Below are 13,755 nucleotides of genomic sequence, written 5' to 3' on the forward strand. Positions count from 1 at the left end.
AATCCCTTTGCCTCTAATTTTCCTTCATAAACCTTCATTTTCTCCAACCTCCTTAAGTTTGGTAATTGGTAATGGGTCAGTGAAATAGGGGATTCTCCTGAAAGTAGGAAGTAGGAGAGTAGGAAAGGGGGAGACATTGCCCCCAGAAGAGGAATACCGTGCACATCCTTTATCCCTTTCCTACTTACCTACTACCTACTTGCCTACTATTTTCATTGCTCTGTCCTCCGCAGGTTAATGTTCATTCCTCCAAATAACTGACGTATTACGGTAATTGGTAATTGGTAACTGGTGAATGATAAGTTTTCTACTGCCTATTTTTAAGTATACCATACTTCTTCAAAAAGTCAAGAAGAAAGTGAGCAAAAACTCATACTTTTTATATCGGCTGTTTCCTTATATTACTTTCAGTTCATCCCCCAAATAACTAACCTATTACATAATTAGAAATTTTTCTTGACAAATAAGTAAATTTTGAGTATTATTTATTAAGGGAACTATTCAGCCACTGATTAACACGGATTAGCACGGATAAATACAGAGGTCAGAGGACAACAGGAGGAAAAACCTTCAGCCTAATTACGGACACGGAAAACGGATACGATTCACGAATTTTCCGTGTTTCATCCGTGTTCATCTGTGGCTGAACAGTTACAGATAATTTTACATTTTGATATGTAATTTTTATATTTGCTTTTTGCATTTTGCTCTTTGGAGAAAATTGATAAAAATAGAGGTTTTTGGTTTTGCAGAACTCTAACAATTACCAAAGAAAGGAGGGTAATGAATTATGATGGCAAAAAAAAGAATTTTAGTAATTGATGATGACCCTGTTATTCTTCGAGTTATCAACTTGAAATTAAGCCGGGGCGGTTTTGAGGTCAGGACGGCAAATAATGGAACAGAAGGACTACAGAAGGCATTTGAGGAAACACCAGATTTAGTTATTACGGATATTATGATGCCTAAGATAAATGGTTTGGTCGTATATCAGGAATTAAAGAAAAATCCAAAAACAGAAAAAGTGCCAGTAATCTTTCTAACCGCATTAGGTGAAGAAAACGAGGAATTAAAAGAACTTGGTCCATTCACTGTAATTACTAAACCCTTTAGCCCAAAACAAATGTTAAATACCGTTAATTCAATGTTGAGTTTACCTTTGCTTTAATTCCTTGATAAATTCACTTATGTCTTCTGGAAGGCGAGAGGAGAACTCTAAATATATATTGGTAATTGGGTGGTAAAATCCAAGTAGAAAAGAATGGAGTGCTTGCCTTTTGAGTGAGACTTCTCTTCTCTTGCCATATCTTTTATCCCCGACAACCTGATATCCAAGGTAACTCAAGTGAACTCGAATTTGATGTGTTCTACCTGTGCCTAATTTCACCTCTAAAAGTGTATAACCTGCAGAAAATCGCTCTTTTACCTTAAAATAAGTAATGGCATTTTTGGCTAATCTCCCTTTTACCTTCATTCCCACACCACCATCCCATTCCCTTCCAATGGGAAGATTTATCTCGTCTTCATCCTGCTTTACAATTCCATACACAAGGGCGAAATAAGACCGATTAATCGTATGAGCGCTGAATTGTCGGGCTAATGACCAATAGGCTTTATCACTTTTGGCAATAACTATTATTCCCGATGTGTCTTTATCCAGACGGTGAACTATCCCTGGCCGAAAAGGAGCACCAATTGAAGAAAGTCTACCTTTAGTATGAAATAGTAAGGTATTGATTAATGTGCCGGATTTTATTTTATGGGTAGGATGAACTATAATGCCGGCAGGTTTGTTGATGACGATAATGTCATCATCCTCATATAAAATCTCTAAAGGAATATTTTCTGCCGGGATATTGAAATCTTCAGGTTGAGGTAAATTAATTATTATTTTGTCTCCTGGTTTTATTTTATAATGTGGTTTTACGCCGATTTTATCATTTAAAGTTACCTGGTTAGATTTAATCAAATCCTGGATTCTTACCCGGGATAAACCTGATTTTTTAGTCAAATAAACATCTAATCTCTGATTCTCCTCATCTTTAATTACACTTAATTCCATAAGTTACATATTACATTGAGATGGACAATAAGTCAAGAAAAAAACATCTTGACTTTTAATCATATTTTGTGTTACTATTATAAAGTTGTAACCGTTCAGGCTATATATCAAAAGTGTAAGAAAGGGGATAAGGAGATAAGAGTGATATGGAGATAAGATAATAGAAATAGATTGAAATTTATAGAAATAGGTAGAAATTGATTGTGGAAAACAACAAATTTCCATAAATTTCTATTAGTTTCTATTAATTTCAATTTTTTTAATAATATCTCCCTATCTCCTTAATCTCCACATCTCCTTTTGTTACACCACCTGAACGCTTACATAAAGTTGAGGAAAATATATGGCTAAAATAAAAAAGAAGGGAAAAGGTCTTCAAGAAAAACTCACCCATAAAAAAGGGGTATCATTAGCGATAAAATCTAAATATAATTACATTCTTATCAGCATTATCACGGCAATAACGATTTTATATGTCACCTCTACCTTTTATTATACAGGTGGGCATTTTTTCCTGCCAACAGATGATTCATTTTTATCCTTTCATTATGCCAAACAATTATCACAAGGACAGCCGTTTCAATATAACTCAGGCGAATCTCCGACCACCGGGGCAAGAAGTCTTTTGTGGACAATCCTTTTATCTCCGGGATTTTTCATTGGATTAGATGGTAATGGGATAATTGGTTATTCATTTTTACTGGGAATTTTATTTCTCTTTTTATCAAGTTGGTTAATCTTCAGGATTGGCGAGATACTTTTTAACCAGATGCTGGGGATAATTGCCAGCCTCCTTTTTTTGCTTAACGGACCGATTAGCTGGGGATATTTAAGTGGGACTGAAATTGGTCTTTTTAGCACCTTAATTTTAGCTACCCTTTATTTTTTAGGACAAGAACAAGACAATGGTTACAAAAAGATAATTTTCGGTTCGTTATTGGCAATTGCACATCCAGAGGGAATTATACTTGCATTTTTGTTGACATTAGTCCTGGTATTGAACTTAATCTTCAAAGGAGAGCGACCAAAACTAAAGACTCTATATCTTATTATTCCTGCTATTGTTGGACTTAGTTGTATATGCTTAAACCTAATTCTAACAGGTAATGTTTATTCTACCTTTTTACAGGCGAAATCTCAATTATTTTCCCCAAATATGCCATTACCGGAAGTTTTAGCAAAATCAATTAAATTTTATGCCTATCTTCTAAAGGAGATATTTGGAGGTTTTAATGGGGCATATACTGAGATGATAGATGCAAATGTTGGACAGACGGCAACATATTTTGCACCCTTTGCCTTCTTATTCTTTTTATTAGGTTTGTTACCTTTAGCGGTTAAAGAGATTTATTCCCAAAAATTAGGTTTTAATTTCCTGACTATGAGTTGGTTCTTTCTGGGAATTGGGCTTACCGCAATTACATTTCCAACAGATTACTCCTGGAATATAACCATTATTCCCTATTATCCATTATTTCTTATCGGGGTGGTCATAGGAATTTATCAGGTGAGTCAGATGATAAGCGCGCAGGTGACTACATTGCCTTTAAAGGACATCTTTTACAGCATTTCTTCTTTTTTCCTTCTTTTTTCTTTATTTAGCACCTCTTTTTTTGTCGTGGTTTATGGCAAGAGTTGTAAGGATAATTATCATCAGAAGATTGGATTAGTCAAATGGGTAAAAGAAAATCTTCCGGCTAATATAACCGTGGCGATGAGTGGGATAAATACATTAAGGTATTATGAAAATAGAAACTTTATAGATTTAACTGGCGTTGGCACGAAAGGATTGGCTAAACCATATCAAAATGGTGTAGGAAGTGTATTTGAGTGGCTTGAAGATAAAAAAACATATCCGGATTGTTTTATCCTTGATAAATTAGATTTTACTCGTTCTGGTTTACTTCAGAATCAGTTATATTCGGCAAAGGTCGTGGGGGTGCGGGCAATTGAGCCCATAAATGTTTATCAGGCAAATTGGAATTTAGCCAATAGTGGAGAGCAACCAGTTACCTCATTTGATGGCTATAAATTGGTTGATAAAATTGATGTTGCTAATTTAACCGATGAAGGAAAACACAATTATAGATTTTGGGGTGCAGAACCGGGGTTAAATGCTCCGACCTATGTTTATGAACTTTCGTGTTTAAACAGTGAGCGAAAGGTTATTGATGGAGGTCGCATCCTCTCTGGCGGGGAAAGTATGGTTGTCAAAACTCAACCGGGCCGTGAGATGAAAATAATGATGCGCACTACTGGGGCTTTAAAACTAAATGTGATAATAAATGAAAAATATCGCAAAACATGGGTTGATGAAAGAAATTATGGAAATCTCTGGGTAGAATCGATACTCACTATTCCTGGAAAATGGATTACCTCGGACAAGACAAAGATACATATTGAGATAAAGAATTTACAACAAGATACTTACTCAGTTACCCACTATTGGTTCTTTCAAGTGGAGGATTAAATTTTAAGTGTTCAAAGATAAAGAAATTATAGGGATTTTAATTATTACACTTATCATTGCATTTTTTTATTTAGGCACTATGTTTTATTACACGATGGGGCAATTATCTGCCCCACTGGATGATACCTTCATCTTCCTTCAATATACCTGGCAATTAATTCATGGACATCCACTGCAATATAACACTGGTGACCCACCTACTACTGGGGCAACCAGTATGATTTATCCTTTATTTTTAATCCCGGGATTTTTAATCGGGCTTGATAAGACAAACATACTTTATTATACCTTTAGTCTGGGTGTTGTTTTTTTGACTATCTCTGGTTGGTTGGTGTTCAAGATTGGAAGGCGGTTAATTAATGATAAGATTGGGGTTTTGATGTGTTTGCTATTCCTTTTTAATGGACCTATTTTATGGGTTTATTTAAGTGGTATGGATGCTGGATTATTTAGTCTGTCGATTCTATCAACAATGTATTCCTTGCTTTTAGAATTAGAGGACAAAGAACAGCGATATACTCGAACTATTTGGGCAGGCTCATTGATGACCTTAACCCGACCTGAAGGTTTTATCCTTTCAGTGATTATCTTTAGTTATATCTTTTGGTCAAAGGGGATAAAGAGTTATTATTTTCTCATTCCCATTGCTCTGGGGATGGCACAGATAGGAGTAAATTATTTATTTAACGGCACATTAAGTGCTAATACGATGACAGCAAAGTCTGTCTTAACGAAACCAAATGTGAATTTATTAGATATGATGGCGACTTCAGGTAAGTACTGTGTGTATATTTTAAAGGACATTTTTAGTGGATTTAATGGTGAGTTTTCTGCGTTGATGGAGACTAATGAGGGAAGGCAGGTAAGTGTATATTTTGCGCCGTTTTCTTTAATCTTTTTCTTAATTGGCATCCTTTTTATAATCCTTAAAGAAAGGTCAAAATTTGGCATTGTTATTTCCAGTTGTTTTTTTATTGGGATATTGGCGGTTGCGACCGCACTTCCTTTTAAATGGCACTGGCACCGCTATCTTATTCCCTACTATCCAATTTTTCTCATATTTACACTTTTAGGGATTTATTATTTTAGTGAGTTAATGGGGAAGACAATTTCTTCACTTAACCCCAAATATGTATTTTATGGATTGGTATCTTTTTGCTTATGCTTTGGGTTTTTAAGCACGGTGTATTTTGGGGTAGCGTATGGAAAAAATTGTAAGGATATTTATTTTCAGCAAATAACACTCGGTAAATGGATAGATAAGAGTCTTCCTCGTGAGGCAATAATTGCCGTAAATGACCTTGGTGCATTAAAATATTTTGGAAACAGATATGTTATTGACCTGCTTGGATTAGGGACCAAAGGAGTAGCCAGGATATGGGTAAATGGGGCTGGAAGTGTTTATGAATATCTTGAGAATTTAGAGCCAAAATATTATCCTCAATATTTTATCATTTATCCTAATTGGTTTGTCTTTGATAGGCTTGGGATGTTGGAGGAAGAAATAGCTCAATTTAAACTACTTCAACCAACAATTGCTGGTAGTGGAGCCCCAATGGTAGTTTATAAGATTGATTGGGGGTTTGCACATTCCGGAGATAAAATTCAATCTCCGGATATTTTAACTCAGTTAGAGGGATATAAATTAGTTGATAGAGTTGATGTTGCGGATATTGAGAATGAATTAAAACACAGGTATAAGTTCTGGGAATCAGAACCAGGGATGTATTATGGGATGAATTATCAGGACCAGGTATTAAAACTTCCCTGTCTTGAGGCACCAGATAAAATTGTGATTGATGCCGGGAGAATGATTACGGCTGGGGAGAGTATGGTTGTTGAAACTGAGGTGGGCAAGGATTTGAAGATAATTAAGAGAACCAATACCTTTACCCCGTTAGAGGTTTTTGTTAATGATAAATTAATTGGCTTATGGACACATCACAATGTCGAGGAGCAGTGGAGTGAGACGGTTTATGAAATTTCAGGCAGACATATAACCTCAAATAAAACTAAGATTCGGTTTGAGATTCATCGAGAATTGAGGCATCATTACACCTGTTTTTCGGCACATTATTGGTTTTATCAGAAAGCTTAAACTACGAATTACACGAATTTATAGTTTCGTGATTTTGGACGCAGATTTTCGCAGATTAGCAGGATTATTTAAATTTGTATAATTCGTGAAATTAGTGGTATATTTTTGGGAATGTTTCACATGAAACATTAATCGAAAATCTAAAATTATGTAACCGTTCAGGCTATATATCAAAAGTGTAAGAAAAGGGGATAAGGAGATAAGAGTGATATGGAGATAAGATAATAGAAATAGATTGAAATTTATAGAAATAGGTAGAAATTGATTGTGGAAAACAACAAATTTCCATAAATTTCTATTAGTTTCTATTAATTTCAATTTTTTAATAATATCTCCCTATCTCCTTAATCTCCACATCTCCTTTTGTTACACCACCTGAACGCTTACAAAATTATACTTTGAGGAGGGATTTAAAATGCAACGAATAGCTTTAGGTAAAGGATTAGATGCCTTACTTCCGGAGGTAAAGTCTGAAGGGGAGAATATTCGGGAGATAAAGATTTCAGAGATTATGTCAAGTCGTTATCAACCAAGGCGGTATTTTGATGTGGAGAAACAGAAGGAATTAGCAGATTCAATCAGAGAAAAGGGAATAATTCAACCTGTTTTGGTGCGGACATCTAAGGATGGTTATGAATTAATAGCAGGTGAACGAAGGCTTCAAGCGGCGAAGTCCATTGGATTAGAGCGAATCCCGGCGATAGTGAAGGATGTAGTTGATAGCGAGGCATTAGAAATTGCCTTGATTGAAAACATTCAACGCCAGGATTTGAATCCAATGGAAGAGGCGGATGCTTATCAAAGATTAATCCGTGAATTTAATCTCACACAAGAAGATTTAGCCAAAGAGGTCGGAAAGGATAGAACCACTGTGACGAACACCCTCCGATTATTAAAATTACCTCCTGAAATTCAAGACCATGTTTCTACGGGTATTATTTCGATGGGGCATGCACGGGCAATATTGAGTCTGGAAGTCGAGGCGCAACAATTAGAAGCATCCGAGAAAATTATTAAAAAGGGCTTATCCGTTCGGGAAACTGAAGGATTGGTTAAACGAATGAAAAAAACGAGTGTTTCACGTGAAACATCTCAACCCCCAGAACCAGATGCCACAATTCTTGCCTGTGAAGAGGATTTAATGCGAGCATTAGGGACTAAAGTGAGGATTAAGCAAGAATCAAAAGAGAAAGGAAAAATAGAAATAGAGTTCTATTCTTACTCAGACCTTGAAAGAATAATGGATAGAATTATCCCAAAAGCAGATTTGGTAAATATACCTACTCTGTAAGAGGATAAAAAGTGTAAGCGTTCAGGGTGTCCGTAAGGGAAAATGGAAAAGTAGGGAAAAAAGGGGAAAAATATTAAAGAATTTCATTTCAAATTTTTGGAGTTCTCAATTCCTGAAGCTGTCAGGAACAGGTTTATTGAGGATTGTGTGCTTTGTCAGTATCACAGAATCGAAGAGCAAACGAAGCATCTAAATCTGGGACTCCGTTAAAAAAAAAGGAACTTATTTTTGCAAAAACTGTAAGCATTCAGGTGGTGTAACAAAAGGAGATGTAGAGATTAAGGAGATAGGGAGATATTATTATAAAAAAATTGAAATTAGTAGAAACTAATAGAAATTTATGGAAATTTGTTGTTTCCCACAATCAATTTCTACCTATTTCTATAAATTTCAATCTATTTCTATTATCTTATCTCCATATCACTCTTATCTCCTTATCCCCTTTCTTACACTTTTGATATATAGCCTGAACGGTTACCAAAAACTATAATGCGGGAACGAGCAGAACAACTTTCAAATTCCTATACATAAAAATAAATTTCCCATTTTCCCATTATTTCCCCTTTTCCCTTCATTACACCTGAACGGTTACCAAAAAGTAATACTTAATTGGCTGAATGATGAACAGCAGATTACCTTCAGAATCCTCGTGATAAACCTGATTCTTTAGCTATTCTTATCGCCGACTGGTATTCCTGCCGTGTAATACTCCTTGAAAGCATTGGATAATCATAAGCTTGATACATCGGCCGATATTGTGCCATTATATTAACATAGGTATTTTTCGATATTTTGTTAGCAATAAATTCCATTATTTGTTGAGTGCCAGCCAGATTATAAGGCAGGACTAAATGTCGAACTAATAAACCTCTGGTAGCAATGCCTTCATCATTTATTTGCAAATCTCCTACCTGACAATACATCTCAACTAATACCTTTTTTATTATCTCCGGGTAATTCTTTGCCTTTGAATATTTTTCTGAGACTTCTGAGTCTGCGTATTTAGCATCCGGCATATAAATATCTACAATCCCATCTAATAATTTTATCGTTTCAATATTCTCATAGCCACCACAATTATAGACAATAGGGATATTCAATCCTTTTGCAATTGCTATGGCTAATGCCTCTACCCAGAGAGGAACAAAATGGGTTGGTGTAACAAGATTAATATTATGACAGCCGAGTTTTTGTAAATAAAGCATCTGGTTGACCAGCTCTTCTTTAGTTATCTCTTCCCCATATCCTAAATGACTAATATCATAATTCTGGCAAAAAATACACCCCAAATTACAATGGGTAAAGAATATGGTTCCAGAACCATATTTTCCTACTAATTCTGGTTCTTCACCAAAATGAGGATGAGCGCTTGAGACTTTTAAGGTAGCCGTAGATTTGCAAAATCCCAGTTCGCCCTGAACCCGATTAACCTTACATTCTCGTGGGCACAGGGTGCATTTCTGGAGTTTTTGAGTAAGTAAGTTAATCCTTTTTTGTAATTCGCCAGTTTCGTATAACTTGATATAAGAAGGTATAAAGATCATTTAACACCTTGAATTATTTTAACTTGTTATAATAAAACCTTGCCTCATTTGCCCAACTTGAAGAAGAAGATACCTTTCCGTAGGCTTCTTTAGCCTTCTTCAGGTCGCCTAATTCCTGATAACATCTACCTATACTTACCCACGCATAATTAATATTGAATTCTTCAGGATATTTCTGGATAATTTGTTGATAGGTTTTAACCGCAGTCTCAAAATCCTTTTTTTCTTCATAAATTTGGGCTAATTCTTGCAAGGCAGAAGATGCCAGTAAGTGTTTTGGGTATTTTTTCAGGAATTCTTCAAACAGTTTTTTTGCCTGGTCATATTCCTCTAATTGGACCAAGCAGACAGCTTTGTAGAACATTGCCGGCCTGATCCATTTACTCCATCCATATTTATCCATCACTTTCTGATACTCGTTGAGTGCCTGTCGATAGCTTTCTTTAAATAGAGGTGTGCATTTTTCATAGGTTGTTTGTGCTTTAGCAAATTGTTGTTCAGCGCCTTTTATTGCCCCGCCAAAAGTCCAGACTAATATAAACCCAACAACGAGTGTGCCTAAGGTTACAAAGGCATAAGTTTGTAATTTAGCTGGATTTTGACGCAAATACTCTATCAACCGTTTTATACCCATCGCTAATACATCTTCTTTGATGTCATGTCTTGTGATTTTTTTCTTTTTCTTTATCTTCATTGATTATCTCCTTTCTTAGTTCCATTTTTAATCTTCTTTTTGAGCCCCTTAATATTATACTTTTTGAACTATCACAATTTATTTAATCTGTTTATCCATCCCTTTTTCACCCCTATGTGCGACATATTTTTTGTGGTTCAATAATAACCTTCATCGATTCTTTAGCTTCAGCGACCAGTTGAAAGCCAAGTTGAATCTGGTCTAATGGCAATCTATGTGTAATCATCTCTTTTACCCACACTCGACGGGTCCTGATTAGTTCAAGTGCAGTGAGATGGTCTGCTCTATTCCCGGCGTAGGAACTGGTAAGGGTAATTTCATTACGCCAGAAAATGTCCTTAAGAGATAAAGGCGTAGTAAATGGAGCAAAAAATAGTATAGTTCCACCCCGCTCAACTGATTGTAATGCCTGGGAAATAGCCTCAGTGGCACTGGTGCATATTATCACAATATCAGCCAATCGACCATTATTTATTTTTTTAACTCGTGTCGGGACATCTTCTTTAGCCGACACCGTAAAATTTGCTCCAAATCGTGTCGCTTGAGTGAGTCGATAGTCACTAATATCTGTGGCAATTATTATTCCTGCACCACAAGATTGTGCCAGATGGATATGCAGTAATCCCGCCATCCCACTACCCATAATTAGAATACTATTGCCTGGTTGCATACCTGCTATTTTTTGTCCCCTTAAAACACATGCTAATGGCTCAATAAAGGTTGCCTCTTCAAAAGAGATTTCATCAGGTAATAAATATACTCCCCGGTCAACATTAATTGCTGGCAGACGGACATATTCGGCAAAACCACCCGGCTCAAAATGGGTTTTTCGTAATGTCTCGCAGACCGTATGATGTCCATGCAAACAGTAATGGCAGGTGTAACACGGCACATGATGGGAAGCAGAAATCCGGTCTCCAACTCTGTATTGTGTTACTCCCTCTCCGAGCTCAACAATTACACCACCAATTTCATGTCCTAAAACCAGAGGCACCTTATTAATTCGATACCATTCCATCACATCACTTCCGCAAATACCACTTGCCTCTACCTGAATCAATAATTCTCCTGGTCCAATTTGTGGTTTTTGCATCTGTTCTATTCTTATATCACTATTGCTGTAATACATTGCCACTCGCATCGTAATAGATATTTCCTTCCGTAATGGGTCAGTCATTTGGGGGAACGAACATTAACCTGCGGATTATAGAATAATGAAAATAGTAGGCAAGTAGGTAGTAGGTAAGTAGGAAAGGGATAAAGGATGTGCACAGTATTCTTCCCCTGGAGGCAATGTCTCCCTTTCCTACTTTCCTACTCTCCTACTTCCTACTTTCAGGAGAATCCCCCATTTCACTGACCCATTACTTCCCTCCTTAAGGGAAAAAGATAGTCATTTCTCTTTGGGCACTGATGGAATTTTCAGCCCGATGGACTAAATTCTGGACAGCACGATTCTCGCTATAAGCAATCTCTAATGAATCTGGACTCAGACTTCGTATTGTGCCTTTTAATGCCTTTGCCGGGTCAGTAGTTCCAACAATTTTATCCATTAGTAAAAAGAAGTCTTCTTTAATGCCATCTTTTTCTTCTAAGATAAATGCCTTAGCCGGTTTATCCTGAAGATAAGCCACTAACCACGGATAAAACCTTTTATTTTGATGTTCAAGATAAAGTTGTTCAATCTTTTTTAGTGGTAATTTATCAAATTCTTTAACCGCAACAATCTCAGCTGCAGGGTTAATCCTGGCTAAAATCTGCTCCTCTAATTTAACACCATCAGGCTTTAGCATAAAAAATGTTCTTTGTTTCATTTTAATTTATTGAATTCATCCTTTATTTAATAAGAGATTTAGTTCTCATAAAACACAAAATATAGGGATTTGTATAAATTAAGCCCTATATATTGTGGCTGAACGGTTACAATCTCTCTTGCTTGTTGTATTTCAGAATAAGATAGATACATAGTATAGCGGTTATTAACCAAATTTTTACATAGAGAATTACCAACAAAATCAAAATGCAAAAATTAAAATGCAAAATGAAAAAATGCAAAGAGAATTTGTATGGGTTTAGTCTCCTGCTTTTTACATTTTGATATTTGATTTTTGTCTCACATTATGTCAAATTTTGACTAATAACTGCTATATTACCCCAGTTGATTATTTTCAAAATTAATTACCGCATATTCCCTTTCAAAATCCTGTTTATTTTCAGAGGTATGAACTGTATTTTCAATTATGGACTCTGTATATGCTATACGGACAACTCCTAATGCGGTTTTACGAATCTCCTGAATAACATTTACTCCTTCATACAATAGAGCCAGCGAGCGTTTATTGCTCATAAAATCTACTAATTCACCAAAGAAGGGTTTATGTTTATGTGGGGTATAAAAGATTTCCATATCAGAGGTAGTAGGGGTAATAATCTTTGCAGAAATGATATACATACCTGTCTTAGAAAAGGCATTGACGACATTGCCCAGTCTTGGGTCATTTGGGGTATCAAATACATTAGGCTTGACGACTACTAAACTTTGTTCAACCTGGTCTTTTATATCATCAGGATAAACAATAGTCTCTTTTAAAGGTCCTCCACATGATTTATATTTACGCCACATCACATCCAATTGGGCATCTGCTTCCTCTTTATTTGAAGGTGCAGAAGCAGGAAATTCTATAATTATGTCCGTATTTATTTTATAAAAAACGCCGTATCTTCCTAAGATAGTCGTGCCATTCCTCTGTCTTATGTCACCCATTAAATTACTAATCCGACTGATAGCATCTTCTCCCTCGATAACTAAATTAAATATCCTTTTTTTATTATATTTCCTTTTATCATAACTTTCTTCACTCATAAGCATTTGTTTGAATTTATCCTGGATAATTTTTTCTTCTTTTGTTTCTGGCAAAGTTAATGTTTCGCAAAAATCCTCAGCAAAATCAGGGGTCAGTGTATAAACATCTGCCGCAATAATGTCTAATGGAGAATTTCCCTCAGGCATAAAGCGAATTAGACTGAGAATATCCCCTGTTAAAGACCGCTCAAGTGCGGGTAAATAGATATTAATTAAAGTTCGTTCACTTGCCATATAATTTTATCTCCTCCTGAATCAAAATTAGAAATTAGGGTTTCACTCTAAAATGAACCATCTCCTTAATTCAATTCTATTTTACCATTTTTTCTCTTTGTTGTCAATATAAATTCGTAAATGAAAAAATCATCGCATTACCTAAAAATAATTGTTGGCAAGATTACTTAAATATGTTATAATTTTAAATATAATTATTCAGCCACCAGGTTAATAAGATACGAAAAAAGGGATTCGGGATTCGTGGTTCGGGAAAGTATAGGACGCAGATAAACGCAGATTATCAGGATTTTTAAATGTACATCCTGATAATCTGCGAAAATCTGCGCCCCATAACCTATTTTCAGAAGAAACGCTCATGCCCACAGGGAATGGGCACAAAGTCTTATGGTGAAATGTCAAGTAAAAAATTAAGTTTTTTTAAAAATATTTTTCTTGACTTATATCCCTAAAAAGGCACAAAAATAGTATGTTCGGATACAAGTGAATTTTTTAAATA

13 protein-coding genes are annotated in these 13,755 nt (G+C 35.6%); 5 read left to right on the forward strand and 8 right to left on the reverse strand.

Annotated elements, in window-relative coordinates:
- Positions 1 to 790 precede the first annotated feature (790 nt).
- Positions 791 to 1,168, forward strand: a complete 378-nt coding sequence (locus tag AB1422_10275; GenBank protein MEW6619701.1) for a response regulator — start codon at positions 791 to 793, stop codon at positions 1,166 to 1,168.
- Here AB1422_10275 and AB1422_10280 read toward each other — a convergent pair.
- Positions 1,154 to 2,062: an RluA family pseudouridine synthase gene (locus AB1422_10280; protein MEW6619702.1), complete on the reverse strand. Its 909-nt coding sequence runs from the start codon at positions 2,060 to 2,062 to the stop codon at positions 1,154 to 1,156. The genes AB1422_10275 and AB1422_10280 overlap by 15 nt on opposite strands.
- A gap of 3 nt (positions 2,063 to 2,065) precedes the next feature.
- The gene (locus AB1422_10285; protein MEW6619703.1) at positions 2,066 to 2,287 is read right to left on the reverse strand and encodes a hypothetical protein; all 222 of its coding nucleotides are present in this window, start codon (positions 2,285 to 2,287) and stop codon (positions 2,066 to 2,068) included.
- Between the two features lie 118 nt (positions 2,288 to 2,405).
- On the opposite strand from AB1422_10285, the gene AB1422_10290 reads away from it, so the two are divergent.
- Complete coding sequence (locus AB1422_10290; GenBank protein MEW6619704.1) at positions 2,406 to 4,532, forward strand: hypothetical protein; 2,127 nt, start codon at positions 2,406 to 2,408, stop codon at positions 4,530 to 4,532.
- 7 nt (positions 4,533 to 4,539) lie between these two features.
- Positions 4,540 to 6,630: a hypothetical protein gene (locus AB1422_10295; protein MEW6619705.1), complete on the forward strand. Its 2,091-nt coding sequence runs from the start codon at positions 4,540 to 4,542 to the stop codon at positions 6,628 to 6,630.
- Between the two features lie 163 nt (positions 6,631 to 6,793).
- Here AB1422_10295 and AB1422_10300 read toward each other — a convergent pair whose 3' ends face one another.
- Positions 6,794 to 6,919, reverse strand: coding sequence for a hypothetical protein (locus tag AB1422_10300; protein ID MEW6619706.1), 126 nt, complete (start codon positions 6,917 to 6,919; stop codon positions 6,794 to 6,796).
- Positions 6,920 to 7,045: 126 nt separating this feature from the next.
- Here AB1422_10300 and AB1422_10305 point away from each other — a divergent pair, with 126 nt between their 5' ends.
- Both AB1422_10305 and AB1422_10310 read left to right on the forward strand, forming a co-directional pair.
- Complete coding sequence (locus tag AB1422_10305; GenBank protein MEW6619707.1) at positions 7,046 to 7,921, forward strand: ParB/RepB/Spo0J family partition protein; 876 nt, start codon at positions 7,046 to 7,048, stop codon at positions 7,919 to 7,921.
- Positions 7,922 to 8,261: 340 nt separating this feature from the next.
- On the forward strand, positions 8,262 to 8,411 hold the full coding sequence (locus AB1422_10310; GenBank protein MEW6619708.1) for a hypothetical protein: 150 nt from the start codon (positions 8,262 to 8,264) through the stop codon (positions 8,409 to 8,411).
- Between the two features lie 148 nt (positions 8,412 to 8,559).
- Here the strand turns inward: AB1422_10310 and AB1422_10315 are convergent, their stop codons facing one another.
- The 5 genes from AB1422_10315 to AB1422_10335 form a co-directional block, all read right to left on the reverse strand.
- Positions 8,560 to 9,465, reverse strand: a complete 906-nt coding sequence (locus AB1422_10315) for a radical SAM protein (protein ID MEW6619709.1) — start codon at positions 9,463 to 9,465, stop codon at positions 8,560 to 8,562.
- A gap of 13 nt (positions 9,466 to 9,478) precedes the next feature.
- Positions 9,479 to 10,159, reverse strand: coding sequence for a tetratricopeptide repeat protein (locus AB1422_10320; GenBank protein ID MEW6619710.1), 681 nt, complete (start codon positions 10,157 to 10,159; stop codon positions 9,479 to 9,481).
- A 112-nt stretch (positions 10,160 to 10,271) separates the two neighbouring features.
- The gene (locus AB1422_10325; protein ID MEW6619711.1) at positions 10,272 to 11,336 is read right to left on the reverse strand and encodes a zinc-dependent dehydrogenase; all 1,065 of its coding nucleotides are present in this window, start codon (positions 11,334 to 11,336) and stop codon (positions 10,272 to 10,274) included.
- A 199-nt stretch (positions 11,337 to 11,535) separates the two neighbouring features.
- Positions 11,536 to 11,973 (reverse strand): nucleoside-diphosphate kinase, encoded by a 438-nt coding sequence (locus AB1422_10330; GenBank protein ID MEW6619712.1) that lies wholly within the window; start codon positions 11,971 to 11,973, stop codon positions 11,536 to 11,538.
- Positions 11,974 to 12,308: 335 nt separating this feature from the next.
- Entirely contained in the window at positions 12,309 to 13,256 is a 948-nt protein-coding gene (locus AB1422_10335; GenBank protein ID MEW6619713.1) for a nucleoside-diphosphate kinase, read from the reverse strand.
- Between the last annotated feature and the right edge of the window lie 499 nt (positions 13,257 to 13,755).

This window comes from bacterium (assembly GCA_040757115.1).
Lineage (GTDB): Bacteria > UBA9089 > CG2-30-40-21 > CG2-30-40-21 > SBAY01 > JBFLXS01.